The following is a 14,822-nucleotide window of genomic DNA, read 5'->3' on the forward strand; positions in this document are numbered from 1 at the left end:
CGGCCCGTCCTTCAAAGTGCGCGGTGTCCGGGGTCACGTCCACGTCAGGACGCCCTTCTTGTATGCGTACAGCAGGCCCACGGCGAGGAAGCCGAGGAAGATGAACATCTCCACGAGCGTCGTCGCGCCGTAGCCGGGCGCGGCGAAGACCGTCGCCCAGGGGAAGAGGAAGATCGAGTCGACGGCGAAGATGACGTACAGGAACGCGTAGACGTAGTAGCGGACCTGGGTGTGGGCCCAGCCCTCGCCGACCGGGTCGACGCCGCACTCGTACGTCAGGAGTTTCTCGGGGGTCGGCACCACGGGGCGCAGCAGACGCCCCGCGCCGAAGGCCACGGCGACGAACAGCACGCCCACGACGGCGAGCAGTCCGACGACGGAGTACGACTGGTAGTAGCTTGCCGCGACGCTCGTCACGTGCACGTCAGCCCCTCACTCCCCGACCGTCCTTGAGCTGGCCGTTCTCGACCTGACCGCCTCGGCCGGACCGTTCTGGACCGGACCGTTCGACGATCTGTACGCACGGGAGTCTAGGGCCTGCTAAAGGTTCGGTAAGCAGAGCGTCACGCATCGGTCAGGGCACGGCGTCGTGTCCCACCCGGGCCGGAGCCGGCCGCTCCCGCGCCGGTGAGGTGGGGTTATCCCCCGGACACGAGGCAGGTCGCCCTCATGGCGCCGCGGCGCCGGGCCGGGCACCCTGGCGCGTATGACCGCACGCACCTCGCCCCCGCACGACGACCGGCTGCCGCCCGCGCGGCCCCACGACGACCGGCTGCCGCCCGCGCGCTTCGCGTACGACCGGCACACCTGGAAGGAGATCGCCCACCTTCTGGTGAACCTGCCGGTGGGGATCGTCGGGTTCGTCTACGCCGTGTTCGTGCTGTCTGTGGGCACCGCTCTGACGGTCACGGTGATCGGTCTGCCGGTGCTCGCGGTGGGGCTGCTCGGCGCGCGTTTCCTCGCCCGGTCCGAGCGGGCGCGGGCCCGCAGGCTGCTGGGCGTGCACGTCGACGAGCCGAGCCCGATGCCGGGCGGCGGGCAGGGGTTCCTCGGCCGGGTGTGGTGGAGCCTGAAGGATCCGGTGGGCTGGCGCACCATGCTGTACGCGTTCATCCGGCTGCCCTGGGGGGTGTTGTCGTTCGCCGTGATGGCCGTCGGGCTCTTCGTGCTCTGGCCGGTGCTGCCGTTCGTCGCCCGCGGTCTCACCCATGTCGACCGGGCGATGGTGCGGGGACTCCTTTCGCCCTCCGACGAGTTGGAGCGGCGCATCACCGAACTGGAGTCCGACCGCGGGGTGGTCGTGGACACCGCCGCCGCCGACCTGCGCCGCATCGAGCGCGATCTGCACGACGGCGCGCAGGCCCGGCTCGTCGCCCTCGCCATGGGGCTCGGCCTCGCCAAGGAGAAGCTCCTGGAGGACCCCGACGCCGCGGCCTCGATGGTCGACGAGGCGCACGGCGAGGTGAAGCTGGCCCTTCAGGAGCTGCGCGACCTGGCCCGCGGCATCCACCCGGCCGTGCTCACCGACCGCGGCCTGAACGCCGCGCTCTCCTCGGTCGCCGCGCGCTGCACGGTCCCGGTGAAGGTCACCGCCGATCTGCCCGCGCGCCCGGCGGCGGCCATCGAGGGCATCGCGTACTTCACCGTCTCCGAACTCCTGCAGAACATCAGCAAGCACAGCGGCGCGAGGACCGCGAGCGTCGACGTCTGGCGGTCGGACGAGCGGCTGCTCATCGAGGTGTGGGACGACGGGCGCGGCGGCGCGCGGCTCGACGGCGGTACCGGCATGGCGGGGCTGGCCGACCGGCTCGGCGCGGTCGACGGGCTCTTCGTGATCGACTCCCCGGAGGGCGGGCCCACCCGGATCACGGCGGAGCTGCCGTGGCGGGACCGGTCGGCGGACGGCGCCCCCGGCTCGCGGCGCGCCGAGGCGCGCAGCCGGCCCGCGGCCGGCAGGTAGGGCGACTCCCGCCGGCACGGGCAGGGCAGCTCCCGTCGGCGGGAAAACTCCCGCAGGTAGGGAAAACCCCCGGTCGAAGAGGCCGACGCGCTCCATGGTCCGCCGCCGCCGCGACGGCGAAGCTGGGAGCACACGGCAGGAGAGCAGCTTCGGCGGCGGCACCCGGCCACCGACACGGACGCAACGCAGGCGCAGCCCAGCGCAGACGCAGACGCAGGCGCAGACACAGACGCAGACGCAGAAACGGACGGCAGCGATGGCCACGGAGTACGGACAGGGGTACGCGCACATGGACCGGCCGGATGTCCGGGGAGCGGGCCCGGGAGCGGGACCGGACGCCGAGGAGCGGCGGCACCGGCTGCCCGCGGGGCTGCGCGCGCCCCTGGAGGGCCGCACCTGGCGGGAGTTCGGCTACACCATGCTGAGTCTGCCCATCGGCATCGCGGCCTTCGTCTTCGCCGTCGTCTCGCTCTCGCTCGGCGTGGGCCTGCTGATCACTTTCATCGGCGTCCCGGTGCTCGCGGCGGGCCTGGCGGGCTGCCGCGGCATCGGCTCCCTGGAGCGGACCCGGGCGCGCGGCCTGCTCGGCCTCGACGTCGCGCCGCCGGAGCCGCTGCGCCCCGAGAACGGCGGCGTGATGGCGCTCATGGGGGCCGTCCTCAAGAGCGGCGCGTCCTGGCGGCACCTGCTGTACTCGCTGCTGATGATGCCGTGGGCGATCTTCTCGTTCACGGTGTCGATCGTCTTCTGGACGTACGGCTGGATGATGCTCACGTACCCGCTGTGGTTCTGGCTCTTCCCCATGTACGGCGGGCAGGGCGGCATCCAGCTCTACGGCGACGACCACCATCAGATCTATCTCGACAACCCCTTCGAGATCGGGGTCGTCGCCGCCACCGGCCTCCTGGTGACGCTGGCGACGCCGTGGATCCTGCGGGCCCTGACGACGGTGGACCGCGTGCTGGTGGCCGGGCTGCTCGGCCCGTCGCGGCTCGCGACCCGCGTCGTCGAGCTGGAGTCGGACCGCGGGGTCGTCGTGGACACCGCCGCCGCCGACCTGCGCCGCATCGAGCGCGATCTGCACGACGGCGCGCAGGCCCGCCTGGTCGCCCTCGCCATGGATCTGGGCCTGGCCAAGGAGAAGCTCACCGAGGACCCGCAGGCCGCGGCGCGGATGGTGGACGAGGCGCACGGCGAGGTGAAGGTGGCCCTGCAGGAGCTGCGTGACCTGGCCCGCGGCATCCACCCGGCCGTCCTGACCGACCGCGGCCTGGACGCGGCGCTCTCCGCGCTGGCCGCCCGCTGCACGGTGCCGGTCCAGGTGGAGGTGGACCTCGGCAGCCGTCCGGCGGCGGCCATCGAGGGCATCGCGTACTTCACCGTCTCCGAACTCCTGCAGAACATCAGCAAGCACAGCGGCGCGAAGGCCGCGGGCGTCGACGTCTGGCGGGCCGAGGACCGGCTGATGCTCCAGGTCACCGACGACGGCGTCGGCGGCGCCGACCTCTCGGCGGGCTCCGGCCTCGCGGGCCTCGCCGAGCGGCTCGACGCGGTCGACGGGATCCTGGTGCTCGACTCGCCCGCGGGCGGTCCGACGACGGTCACCGCGGAGCTGCCGTGGCGCAAGGGCTGACCGGTCCCGGCCGGCCCGGCCCGGGCTGACCTGCGCCGTCGCCGTCACGCCGCCCCTGGTTCGTACGCCGAGCCGGGGCGGCGCGCCGTGTGCCGCCCGGGGGGTCGCGGCGGGTGGGGGCGGCTGATTCCGGTGAGCGGGCCGGTGGGCCGGCGCGGATCGCGCGATACTGAGGTGCCGGACGCGCGGCCGACACGGCCGCCGCCCGACCGGGCGGGCCGGCGCGTCGGGGGAGAAGAAAGTGCCGGGGGGCCAAAAAGTGGAGGACAAAGTGCGGGTCGTCATCGCCGAGGATTCAGTGCTGCTCAGGGAGGGCCTGACCCGGCTGCTGACCGACCGCGGGCACGACGTGGTGGCCGGCGTGGGGGATGCCGACGCGCTGATCAAGACGATCACCGACCTCGCCGGGCAGGACGCCCTGCCGGACGTGGTCGTCGCCGACGTGCGGATGCCGCCGACCCACACCGACGAGGGGGTGCGCGCCGCGGTGTTCCTGCGTCAGCAGCACCCGGACCTCGGGGTCCTGGTCCTTTCGCAGTACGTCGAGGAGCAGTACGCCACCGAGTTGCTCGCCGGGTCGAGCCGGGGTGTGGGCTATCTGCTCAAGGACCGGGTCGCGGAGGTACGGGAGTTCGTCGACGCGGTGGTGCGGGTCGCCGAGGGGGGCACGGCGCTCGACCCGGAGGTCGTGGCGCAGCTGCTCGGCCGCAGCCGCAAACAGGACGTGCTGGCGGGGCTCACCCCGCGCGAGCGCGAGGTGCTCGGCCTGATGGCGGAGGGGCGGACGAACTCGGCGGTCGCCCGGCAACTCGTGGTGAGCGACGGCGCCGTCGAGAAGCACGTGAGCAACATCTTCCTGAAGCTCGGCCTGTCCCAGAGTGACGGGGATCACCGTCGTGTGCTCGCGGTCCTCACCTACCTCAACTCGTAATCGACTGACACTCTGTCAGGTGACCTGCGGGCCACAGCGCACCACAACATGAGCAGGCATGACCACGGAGCGTCACGGGCTTCCGTGGTCGGTCGGAGCGGGTCCTACAACCAAAGGATGAGCGGGGAGCGTCATCCAGGGAGGGTCGGGGGGCGAGGCGAACCATGACAAACCGGTGCGACACGGTGTCTCAGAAGTGCATCCACCATGTGATCAAGCCCAGGAAGGCACCCCTCACGGACGTAGGGTGGACCTTGGGAGCGCCGGCCGTCCCGGCGATTCCGCTCAGTCGCCTCGAGGGAGGTCCAGTTCAGTGACCAGCCAGGTCAGTAGCCAAGCCGAGCAGGCCGATGGAGCAGTCGTCGGGGAGCAGCGCAAGCCTGCGGGTGACAAAGACGTGCGCCGCCTGGACCGGGTGATCATCCGTTTCGCGGGTGACTCCGGTGACGGGATGCAGCTCACGGGTGACCGCTTCACCTCGGAGACGGCGTCCTTCGGCAACGACCTGTCGACGTTGCCGAACTTCCCCGCCGAGATCCGCGCGCCCGCAGGGACGCTCCCGGGCGTGTCCTCCTTTCAGCTGCACTTCGCCGACCACGACATCCTGACGCCGGGCGACGCGCCGAGCGTCCTGGTGGCGATGAACCCGGCGGCGCTGAAGGCGAACATCGGCGACGTGCCGCGCGGCGCCGAGGTCATCGTCAACACCGACGAGTTCTCCAAGCGCGCGATGCAGAAGGTCGGTTACACGACCTCGCCGCTGGAGGACGGCTCCCTGGACGGCTACAGCGTGCACCCGGTGCCGCTGACCACGCTGACGGTGGAGGCGCTGAAGGACTTCGACCTCTCGCGCAAGGACGCCGGCCGCTCGAAGAACATGTTCGCGCTCGGCCTGCTCTCCTGGATGTACCACCGGCCGACCGAGGGCACCGAGAAGTTCCTGCGGACCAAGTTCGCCAAGCGCCCGGAGATCGCCGAGGCGAACATCGCGGCGTTCCACGCGGGGTGGAACTTCGGCGAGACCACCGAGGACTTCGCGGTCTCCTACGAAGTGGCCCCGGCCGCCGAGGCGTTCGCGACCGGCACCTACCGCAACATCTCCGGCAACCTCGCCCTGTCGTACGGCCTGATCGCGGCGGGCCGACAGGCGGATCTGCCGCTGTACCTGGGCAGTTACCCGATCACGCCGGCCTCGGACATCCTGCACGAGCTGTCGAAGCACAAGAACTTCGGCGTGCGCACCTTCCAGGCCGAGGACGAGATCGCGGGCATCGGCGCGGCGCTCGGCGCCGCGTTCGGCGGGTCCCTCGCGGTGACGACGACCTCCGGTCCCGGGGTGGCGCTCAAGTCGGAGACCATCGGCCTGGCCGTCAGCCTCGAACTGCCGCTGCTGGTCGTGGACATCCAGCGCGGCGGCCCGAGCACCGGACTGCCGACCAAGACCGAGCAGGCCGACCTGCTCCAGGCGATGTTCGGGCGCAACGGCGAGGCGCCGGTGCCGATCGTGGCGCCGCGGACGCCCGCGGACTGCTTCGACGCGGCGCTGGAGGCGGCCCGCATCGCGGTGACCTACCGGACGCCGGTGTTCCTGCTCTCCGACGGCTACCTGGCCAACGGCTCGGAGCCCTGGCGCATCCCGGAGGTGGACGAACTGCCGGACCTGCGGGTGCAGTTCGCCTCCGGCCCCAACCACACCGAGGCCGACGGCTCCGAGACGTTCTGGCCCTACAAGCGCGATCCGCAGACCCTCGCCCGCCCGTGGGCGATCCCGGGCACGCCGGGCCTGGAGCACCGCATCGGCGGCATCGAGAAGCAGGACGGCACGGGCAACATCTCCTACGACCCGGCCAACCACGACTTCATGGTCCGCACCCGGCAGGCCAAGGTCGACGGCATCGAGGTGCCCGACCTGGAGGTCGACGACGCGGGCGGGGACGCCGACACCCTGGTCCTCGGCTGGGGTTCGACGTACGGGCCGATCACCGCGGCGGTGCGCCGGCTGCGCACCGCGGGCGAGTCCATCGCGCAGGCCCATCTGCGCCACCTCAACCCGTTCCCGCGGAATCTGGGCGAGGTCCTCGCGCGGTACGACAAGGTGGTGATCCCCGAGATGAACCTCGGTCAGCTCGCCACCCTGATCCGTGCGAAGTACCTGGTGGACGCCGTCTCGTACAACCAGGTCAACGGCATGCCGTTCAAGGCCGAGCAGCTCGCCACGGCTCTCAAGGAGACCATCGATGGCTGACACGAAAACGGCCGGGCCCGAAGGGGCCGGGGGCGCGATCGAGGCGCTCTCCCTGGTGCCCAAGGCCGAGGCCCAGCAGTCCATGAAGGACTTCAAGTCCGACCAGGAGGTGCGCTGGTGCCCCGGTTGCGGTGACTACGCCGTGCTGGCCGCCGTGCAGGGCTTCATGCCCGAACTGGGCCTGGCGAAGGAGAACATCGTCTTCGTCTCGGGCATCGGGTGCTCCTCCCGCTTCCCGTACTACATGAACACCTACGGGATGCACTCCATCCACGGCCGCGCCCCGGCCATCGCCACCGGCCTCGCCTCCTCGCGCCGCGACCTGAGCGTGTGGGTGGTGACCGGCGACGGCGACGCGCTGTCCATCGGCGGCAACCACCTCATCCACGCCCTGCGCCGCAACGTGAACCTGAAGATCCTGCTGTTCAACAACCGGATCTACGGCCTCACCAAGGGCCAGTACAGCCCCACCTCGGAAGTCGGCAAGATCACCAAGTCGACGCCGATGGGCTCCCTGGACGCGCCCTTCAACCCGGTGTCGCTGGCCATCGGCGCGGAGGCGTCGTTCGTGGCGCGGACCGTGGACTCCGACCGCAAGCACCTCACCTCGGTGCTGCGCGCGGCGGCCGACCACCCCGGCACCGCGCTGGTGGAGATCTACCAGAACTGCAACATCTTCAACGACGGCGCCTTCGAGGTCCTCAAGGACAAGCAGCAGGCCGAGGAGGCGGTGATCCGCCTGGAGCACGGCGAGCCGATCCGCTTCGGCGCCGAGCGGTCCCGGGGCGTCGTGCGCGACACGGCGACCGGCGACCTGAAGGTCGTCGACGTCACGCCGGCGAACGAGGCGGACGTCCTGGTCCACGACGCGCACTCCACGTCGCCGACCACGGCCTTCGCGCTCTCCCGGCTCGCCGACGCCGACACCCTGCACCACACCCCGATCGGCGTCCTGCGCGACGTCGAGCGCCCGGTGTACGACACGCTCATGGCCGACCAGCTCGACAGCGCCATCGAGCGCGACGGCAAGGGTGACCTCGCCTCGCTGCTCGCGGGCAAGGACACCTGGACGGTCGTCGGCTAGCTCGTCCCGCCACCGCCCGACCGGGCCCGGTCCTGATCCTTCAGGACCGGGCCCCGTCGTATGCCGAGCGCGCCCGCTCCACATCGGCCATGCGCCGCTGCGTCCAGGTCGCGAGGGTCCTGACCTGCTCGGCGGCCTCGCGTCCGAGCTCCGTGAGGGAGTAGTCGACGCGGGGCGGGATGACCGGCTTGGCGTCGCGGTGCACCAGGCCGTCGCGCTCCAGGGTCTGCAGGGTCTGGGTGAGCGACTTCTCGCTGACCCGGCTGGTCTCGTCGATCGCGCGCCGCAGCTCGCTGAAGCGGTACGAGCGCTCCTCCAGCGCGATCAGGACGAGGACGCCCCACCGGCTGGTGACGTGTTCGAGGACGAGGCGGTAGGGGCACATCGCCTCGACGCGGGTGCGGTGGGTACTTACGGCCATGCAAGTACCTTACTTGAAAGTGGGTACTTACGAAAAGTTAGCGCTGTTCCTAGGGTGGTGGACGTACCGCATTCCGCCCACACCAGCAGGAGCACCCCAGCCATGAGCATCGTCGTCACCGGAGCCACCGGACACCTCGGCCGTCTCGTCATCGAGGGGCTGCTCGCGGCCCGCGTCCCGGCCGGGGAGATCGCGGCCGTCGTCCGCGACAAGGAGAAGGCCGCGGACCTCGCCGAGCGCGGCGTCGAGCTGCGGATCGCCGACTACGACGCGCCCGGCACGCTGCGCGGCGCCTTCGCCGCCGGCGACCGCGTCCTGCTGATCTCCGGCAGCGAGGTGGGGCGGCGCGTGCCGCAGCACCGCGCGGTCGTCGACGCGGCACGCGAGGCGGGCGTCGCACTCCTCGCGTACACCGGCATCCTCGGCGGGCCGGACGCCGACTTCGACCTCGCGGCCGAGCACAAGGTGACCGAGCAGCTGATCCTCGACTCCGGCCTGCCGTACACCTTCCTGCGCAACGGCTGGTACCACGAGAACTACACCGAGCACCTCGCCCCGGTCCTGGAGCACGGCGCCGTCGTCGGCTCCGCGGGCGAGGGCCGGGTCGCCTCCGCCGCGCGCGCCGACTACGCCGCGGCCGCCGTCGCCGTGCTGACCGGCGAGGGCCACGAGGGCAAGGTCTACGAGCTGAGCGGCGACGTCGCGTGGAGCTTCGACGAGTACGCCGCCGTGGTGGCGGCACTCAGCGGCAAGGACATCTCGTACGCGAACGTCCCGGCGGAGCGGCACCTGGCGGTGCTGACCGGTGCGGGGCTGCCGGAGCCGCTGGCGGCGGCACTCGTCGACGTCGACGCGGGCATCGCGCGGGGGCGCCTCGCGGGGACGAGCGGGGACCTGGCGCGGCTGATCGGGCGGCCCACGACGGGGATCGCGGAGGCGGTGTCGGCGGCGCTCAAGGGGTGACCTCGGGGCGGGCGCCGGAGGTCATGAGCGTCCTCGTGGAACAGGCATGACAGGTGACGGTTTCCGGCGCTACCTTCTGGGGAGCAGCATGGGGCTGCCGTGCACCTTGGAGGGGCCGTGGAGAGCTCAGCAGCCGAGAAGTCGGGGAACGAACAGCGCGTAGGGCTGCTGAACGGCTTCGCCGCCTACGGGCTGTGGGGCCTCGTCCCCCTCTTCTGGCCGCTCCTCAAGCCGGCCGGCGCCGTCGAGATCCTCGCGCACCGGATGGTCTGGTCCCTCGTCGTGGTCGGCGTCGCGCTGCTGTTCGTACGGCGCTGGGACTGGGCCCGCGAGCTGCTGCGGCAGCCGCGCCGGCTCGCTCTGGTCGCGGTCGCCGCGGCGGTCATCACGGTCAACTGGGGCATCTACATCTGGTCCGTGAACTCCGGGCACGTCGTCGAGGCCTCGCTCGGCTACTTCATCAACCCGCTGGTCACCATCGCCATGGGCGTCCTGCTCCTCGGCGAGCGGCTGCGCCCCGTGCAGTGGGCGGCGGTCGGCATCGGGGCCGCGGCGGTCCTCGTGCTCGCCTTCGGGTACGGCAGGCCGCCGTGGATCTCGCTCACCCTCGCCTTCAGCTTCGCCACGTACGGCCTGGTCAAGAAGAAGGTCAACCTCGGCGGTCTGGAGTCGCTCGCCGCGGAGACAGCCGTGCAGTTCCTGCCCGCCCTCGGCTATCTGGTGTGGCTCGCCACGCAGGGCGACATCGTCTTCGGCACCCGCGGCGCCGGCCACGCGGCGCTGCTCGCGGCCACGGGTGTGGTGACCGCCGCCCCGCTGGTCTGCTTCGGGGCCGCCGCGATCCGGGTGCCGCTCTCCACGCTGGGGCTGCTGCAGTACCTCGCGCCGGTCTTCCAGTTCGGGCTCGGGGTCCTCTACTTCCACGAGGCGATGCCGCCCGAGCGGTGGGCGGGCTTCGGCCTGGTGTGGCTGGCGCTCACGCTGCTGACGTGGGACGCGCTGCGCACGGCACGGCGGAACGCGGCGCGGCTCGCCGCGGCCCGGGAGGCGGCCGCCGCGGCGCCCGCGCCCGCGGCGACGACGGCCGGAGAGGCGCCGGAACCGGCGGTCTGAGCCGTCGCGCTGCCAATCGCTGCCAATCGCTGCCAATCCGCCCGAATCCCCGACTCCGCACCAGGTAACCGCTATACCTGGTCACCATGACCACCCTGCACTGGAAGCTCGTCGTCGACGCCGCCGATCCGCACGCCCAAGCCGCCTTCTGGGCCGAGACGTTGGGGTACGAGGTCGAGGACAACAGCATGCTGATCGAGCGCCTCCTGGACGTCGGCGCGGCGCCGGAGGCCGCGACCGTCGAGTTCCGCGGGCGGCGCGCCTGGCGCGACCTCGTCGCGGTCCGGCACCCCGACGACCCCTACGACGAGCAGAGCGGCACGGGCCTCGGCCGCCGGATCCTCTTCCAGCGGGTGCCGGAGCCCAAGACCGGCAAGAACCGGCTGCACCTGGACGTGCACAGCGAACCGGGCCGGCGCGCGGACGAGGTGGTCCGCCTCGGCGCGCTGGGCGCGGCGGTGCAGCGGCACGTCAAGGAGCCCGGCGGCGAGTGGGTGATCATGACGGACCCGGAGGGGAACGAGTTCTGCGTCCACTGAGCCGTGGGCGCGGGTCGGCTTCAGAGGTCGGGGGGCGGGGCGTGTTCCGTCGCTGTGCGAGCGCACCACTCCGTCCGGCCCGAGGTGTACCCACGCATGCCGTGGACGGCGAGGAACTGCAAGTCGCCCGCCATGTCTTGCGGCCCGAGTGTCGCCAATGCCCACAGGGCACTGAGCCGCCGTCCGGAGGACCAGATGCCGGTCGTCGGCGGCCGGAACGACGCCACGGCGATGTTCTGGGCCGTGAACGGGGCGGGGTCGAGATAGGTCATGCCGCCGGTCCCGCACAGATACGCGCGGGCTCCGGTCGCGGCGGCCAGGTCGGCGAGCCGGACCGAGCGGCCCGGTCGGGCAGGCAGGCTGCTGGTGGTGAGGATCTGGCCCCGCCAGCCGAGGATGTCCAGCAAGACGCGGGTGGACATCTCGGCGACCTTCGCGGTGCGTCCGGTGGTGAAGGTGTCCAGCACCGGGTCCAAGGCCCGGGCGAGGGCGGGCCAGTGGGGACTGGGCGCGAAGTGCTGCCGCAACACCCCCGCTGTCCTGCGGCGGGCCAGTTTCGCGTCGTCGATCAGCGCGTCCCGGATGAGGGTGGGCCGCCCGTTCGGTAGGTGAGTCGGGATGGTGAGCCACTGGTGGCGGGCCGGGTCGTCGAGGGCGGCGAGGCGGGCTCGGTGTTGGTAGTCGCGGCGGGTGAACTGCACATCGTCGAGGACGATCCAGTAGTCCGCCGCGAACAGCTTGGCCAGCGTGGTCAGCCGGGGCAGGAAGTTCGGCTGGTGGATCGCGCACAGCCCGCCGGGAGCGGGCAGTTCACGGATGGATGAGGCGGCCGGTGAAGCCGTCGCGGATGAGGGATTCGTACGCGGCATGCACGTCCTCCGGGACCTCCTGCTCGATGGCGAACCCGAGCTTCGGATACTCGATGACCCGCTGGAGGTCTCCGACGAGCATGTCCAGAACGAGCTTCTCGTCTCCAATGGACTTCAGATAGTCGTCCAACTCCAGCGGCTCTGACGCGCAGAGGATCTCGACGTCGGGCCACACCTTGCGGGCGGTCGCGAACGACCGCCTTTCCATATAGGGCTTGGCGACCAGCAGCACCGTTGCGGGATGGATTCCGGCGGTGGCGAGGACCTCGCGTGAGAGCGTGATGTTCTGCCCGGTGTTCGTCGCGTCGGGCTCCAGCAGGATCGCCGCGGCGGGGACGCCGAGTTCGATGGCGTGTTCGCGGAAGTGGACCGCCTCGCCGCGCGGGAAGACCTCGGCGGTGGTGGGACTGTTGCCGCCGGTGAACACCAGGGTCGAGAAGAGCCCGGAGCGGTACAGCTCGGCGGCGTGGGCGGCGACGCCGAGGTCGTGGCTGCCCAGTCCGATCGCCACGTCGACGGGGCGCAGTTCATGCTGCATCCGGTGGTGGTCCCAGATCAGCTTGGCCTGGCGCCACTGGTCCTCGGTGATGCCCTGTCGGTCGTTGCTCACGCGTTTCTCCCTGGTCACCGTTGCCGGGGGCCCGTCTGCCCCTCGCTCATGGCCTTGATGCCCTCGATACTGGGCAGTTGGTGCACGAGTCCGTACTGCGCAGCCACTTTGACGGCATGGTCGAGGACGAGGTGGCCATCATCCCGGGTCGCCGCGTCGGAGAGCAGGACGTGGCCATGAGCGGTGGCCAGTCGCACGCGTTGCATCGGTGAGTCGGTCGTCCCGCTGCTTCGGGCGATGTCGATGAAGTGCAGGGCCTGATCGAGGTCCCCGGCGCCGCGGCGGGCGAGGGCGAGTTTCTGGTGGGCCACCGACCAGTCCTCGGGTTCGGTGAGGTCTTCGAAGTCGCGGGTCGCCGCGGTCATGACGCGGGTCGCGTAGTCGTGTCGGCCGTCCTTGCTCAGCGCGGTCCCCACCCACAGTCTCGCGCGGGCCCGGTCGCGGCGGGAGAGACGGTCATCGACGGCGAGGACCTCATAGTTGCGGGCGGCGATCTCCAGCTTTCCGGACATCTCTGTGACCACCGCGAGGGAAAGGTCGAGCTGGGCGACGCGACGGGGGATGTCGAGCCGGGTGAAGACGGCGCGGGCACCGGCGTAGGAGTGCTGGGCGGACAGCGGGCCGAGGACGACGCCCTGGTCACGCTTGAGGTCGCCGAGCAGGGCGGTCGAGCGGGCGAAGAGATACAGGCCCTTCTCGTCCAGCTCGGGGGCCTTGAACCGGCCCAGCCACCGGGTCAGGAGGCTGTCGGCGAAGGCGAAGTGCTGCCCGGACAAGGCGATCACGACGCGATCGAGATCATCGGCCCAGGACTCGTACTCCCAGGCCAGGGGACCAACGGCGGTGACGCGGTGTCGGCCGGCATTCCGCACCGGGCTGGTCATCTCGGACAAGAACGTTTCGAACCGCAGGTGGACTGCGGCGTCCGCGCGCCCCAGAGCGGTGTCGAGGATGGCCTGAGTGTCGGGTCTCGGCTCGGTGCCCGCGAGCTTGCTCTCCCACTTGGACACGGTCGCGATCGCCAGACCGAGCTGCTGGGCGAAGGCCCGCACGCTCAGTCGCAGGGCGAGCCGCAGGGCCTTGGCCTCCAGGCCGGTCCAGTGGTGCACGGTCGCCACGCGTCGCTCCCTTCCATCGGTCATCGAAGCAGATCCGTGCGGCCGGCGGGACGTAAGTGGAACTGAAGTGGAACAGCCGGTGATTGGCCAGGAGTTGGGATGCGACCACGCTCGGAGCGTCACCACTCGTCGAGCCCTTTGGACGGTCCTGAGCGATGACCAAGACGACCCAGCAGTTCTTCGACGCGCGGCCCGAATCGGTCGGCCAGGCACGGTCCTTCGCCTCCGAGGCCTTGGCCGACTGGGGCCTGCCGGACCGCGCGGAGGACGTACTGCTCTGCGTCTCCGAGCTCACCACCAACGCTCTGGTTCACGGCACCGCCCCCGGTCGTGGCTTCCTCGTCAAGCTCGACGCCGACGAGGGAGTCGTCCGCCTGGAAGTGCACGACAGCCGCCGCCGGCGCCCCGAAGCCCGGCAGACCACCGGCACGGACACCGCCGGGCGCGGGCTGATCCTGGTGACGGCGCTCGCCGATGACTGGGGAGTCGAGGACCGCACTCCGATCAGGAAGATCGTCTGGTTGTGCTTCAAGGCCCCGGGAGCCACGACAGCATGAGTGTCCTGCTCACCCCGAGCCCCTTCGGGCCACCCTGGACGCAAGTGCTTGCGCGTGCATATAGTGCGCGTGCAAGCACTTGCCGTATGCGCACCCCTGCGGGTGCCGGCACGTCCACGCACGTCCGCGTTCCCAGGGGGGATCCCATGACCCGCTCGTTCCTCTTCGTCCTCGGCAGCGCCCGCCCCGAGGGCAACACCGAGATCCTGACCCGCAAGGCCGCCGAGCAGCTGCCCCCGGACGTCGAGCAGCGCTGGCTGAACCTGGCCGACCTGCCGCTGCCCGACTTCGAGGACCGGCGGCACGGCGGCGAGGGCCCGCGGGAGCGGCCGCGCCCCGTCGACACCGACGAGGCGGTCCTCCTGGACGCCACGCTCGGCGCGACGGACATCGTCATCGCGTCGCCGCTGTACTGGTACTCCCTCTCGGCCACCGTCAAGCGCTACCTCGACTACTGGGACGCCTGGCTGGAGACGCCGGAGATCTCCTTCAAGGAGACGCTCGCGGGCCGCACCCTGTGGGGCGTCACCGCGCTCGCGCACCGCGAGGAGGAGGTGGCGGAGCCGCTCATCGGCACGCTGCGCAACACCGCCGCGTTCTTCCCGATGCGCTTCGGCGGCGTCCTGCTCGGCAACGGCACCCGGCCGGGCCAGGTCCTGGAGGACACCGAGGCCCTGGCGCGCGCCAAGACGTTCTTCGCGCGGGAGGCGCCGCTCGCCCGCTTCCCGTACGACGAGGCGTAGTTCCCGTACGAGGGGGCGCAGTTCCGTACGACGACG

Annotated in this window: 15 protein-coding genes; 10 read left to right on the forward strand and 5 right to left on the reverse strand. The window is 71.3% G+C overall.

Annotated features, from left to right (window positions below; genetic code table 11):
- Positions 1-33: 33 nt before the first annotated feature.
- Positions 34-423, reverse strand: coding sequence for an NADH-quinone oxidoreductase subunit A (locus ACZ6B8_RS05590; protein WP_355803921.1), 390 nt, complete (start codon positions 421-423; stop codon positions 34-36).
- Positions 424-706: 283 nt separating this feature from the next.
- Here ACZ6B8_RS05590 and ACZ6B8_RS05595 point away from each other — a divergent pair, with 283 nt between their 5' ends.
- The 5 genes from ACZ6B8_RS05595 to ACZ6B8_RS05615 all read left to right on the forward strand — a co-directional run bounded on the left by ACZ6B8_RS05595 (position 707) and on the right by ACZ6B8_RS05615 (position 7,853).
- A complete protein-coding gene (locus ACZ6B8_RS05595) occupies positions 707-1,960 on the forward strand; it encodes a sensor histidine kinase (RefSeq protein WP_471606348.1) in 1,254 nt (417 codons plus the stop codon).
- Positions 1,961-2,216: 256 nt separating this feature from the next.
- Positions 2,217-3,593 (forward strand): sensor histidine kinase, encoded by a 1,377-nt coding sequence (locus ACZ6B8_RS05600; protein ID WP_471606349.1) that lies wholly within the window; start codon positions 2,217-2,219, stop codon positions 3,591-3,593.
- A gap of 271 nt (positions 3,594-3,864) precedes the next feature.
- On the forward strand, positions 3,865-4,524 hold the full coding sequence (locus ACZ6B8_RS05605; RefSeq protein ID WP_471085043.1) for a LuxR C-terminal-related transcriptional regulator: 660 nt from the start codon (positions 3,865-3,867) through the stop codon (positions 4,522-4,524).
- A 313-nt stretch (positions 4,525-4,837) separates the two neighbouring features.
- Positions 4,838-6,769 carry a 2-oxoacid:acceptor oxidoreductase subunit alpha gene (locus ACZ6B8_RS05610; RefSeq protein ID WP_471084443.1) on the forward strand — a complete coding sequence of 644 codons (1,932 nt, stop codon included), beginning with the start codon at positions 4,838-4,840 and terminating at the stop codon, positions 6,767-6,769.
- On the forward strand, positions 6,762-7,853 hold the full coding sequence (locus ACZ6B8_RS05615; protein WP_471606350.1) for a 2-oxoacid:ferredoxin oxidoreductase subunit beta: 1,092 nt from the start codon (positions 6,762-6,764) through the stop codon (positions 7,851-7,853). Before ACZ6B8_RS05610 ends, ACZ6B8_RS05615 begins: the two co-directional genes overlap by 8 nt.
- Positions 7,854-7,893: 40 nt before the next feature.
- On the opposite strand, the gene ACZ6B8_RS05620 is transcribed toward ACZ6B8_RS05615, so the two are convergent.
- Positions 7,894-8,274, reverse strand: a complete 381-nt coding sequence (locus ACZ6B8_RS05620; RefSeq protein ID WP_471606351.1) for a winged helix-turn-helix transcriptional regulator — start codon at positions 8,272-8,274, stop codon at positions 7,894-7,896.
- 102 nt (positions 8,275-8,376) lie between these two features.
- On the opposite strand from ACZ6B8_RS05620, the gene ACZ6B8_RS05625 reads away from it, so the two are divergent.
- The 3 genes from ACZ6B8_RS05625 (at position 8,377) to ACZ6B8_RS05635 (ending at position 10,889) form a co-directional block, all read left to right on the forward strand.
- Positions 8,377-9,237 carry an SDR family oxidoreductase gene (locus tag ACZ6B8_RS05625; RefSeq protein ID WP_471084434.1) on the forward strand — a complete coding sequence of 287 codons (861 nt, stop codon included), beginning with the start codon at positions 8,377-8,379 and terminating at the stop codon, positions 9,235-9,237.
- A 117-nt stretch (positions 9,238-9,354) separates the two neighbouring features.
- Positions 9,355-10,350: an EamA family transporter RarD gene (gene rarD, locus ACZ6B8_RS05630; RefSeq protein WP_471084431.1), complete on the forward strand. Its 996-nt coding sequence runs from the start codon at positions 9,355-9,357 to the stop codon at positions 10,348-10,350.
- Positions 10,351-10,436: 86 nt separating this feature from the next.
- On the forward strand, positions 10,437-10,889 hold the full coding sequence (locus ACZ6B8_RS05635; protein ID WP_471606352.1) for a VOC family protein: 453 nt from the start codon (positions 10,437-10,439) through the stop codon (positions 10,887-10,889).
- A 20-nt stretch (positions 10,890-10,909) separates the two neighbouring features.
- Here the strand turns inward: ACZ6B8_RS05635 and ACZ6B8_RS05640 are convergent, their stop codons facing one another.
- The 3 genes from ACZ6B8_RS05640 to ACZ6B8_RS05650 are packed head-to-tail and all read right to left on the reverse strand — an operon-like array spanning position 10,910 to position 13,486.
- Complete coding sequence (locus ACZ6B8_RS05640) at positions 10,910-11,758, reverse strand: WbqC family protein (protein WP_471606353.1); 849 nt, start codon at positions 11,756-11,758, stop codon at positions 10,910-10,912.
- The gene (locus tag ACZ6B8_RS05645) at positions 11,700-12,368 is read right to left on the reverse strand and encodes a YdcF family protein (RefSeq protein ID WP_471606354.1); all 669 of its coding nucleotides are present in this window, start codon (positions 12,366-12,368) and stop codon (positions 11,700-11,702) included. Before ACZ6B8_RS05645 ends, ACZ6B8_RS05640 begins: the two co-directional genes overlap by 59 nt.
- 14 nt (positions 12,369-12,382) lie before the next feature.
- Entirely contained in the window at positions 12,383-13,486 is a 1,104-nt protein-coding gene (locus ACZ6B8_RS05650) for a helix-turn-helix domain-containing protein (RefSeq protein ID WP_471606355.1), read from the reverse strand.
- A gap of 155 nt (positions 13,487-13,641) precedes the next feature.
- Here ACZ6B8_RS05650 and ACZ6B8_RS05655 point away from each other — a divergent pair, with 155 nt between their 5' ends.
- Both ACZ6B8_RS05655 and ACZ6B8_RS05660 read left to right on the forward strand, forming a co-directional pair.
- Positions 13,642-14,043 carry an ATP-binding protein gene (locus ACZ6B8_RS05655; protein WP_471606356.1) on the forward strand — a complete coding sequence of 134 codons (402 nt, stop codon included), beginning with the start codon at positions 13,642-13,644 and terminating at the stop codon, positions 14,041-14,043.
- 146 nt (positions 14,044-14,189) lie between these two features.
- Positions 14,190-14,786 (forward strand): flavodoxin family protein, encoded by a 597-nt coding sequence (locus ACZ6B8_RS05660; protein WP_471084410.1) that lies wholly within the window; start codon positions 14,190-14,192, stop codon positions 14,784-14,786.
- Positions 14,787-14,822 lie beyond the last annotated feature (36 nt).

The organism is Streptomyces sp. NPDC041122, from assembly GCF_055592445.1.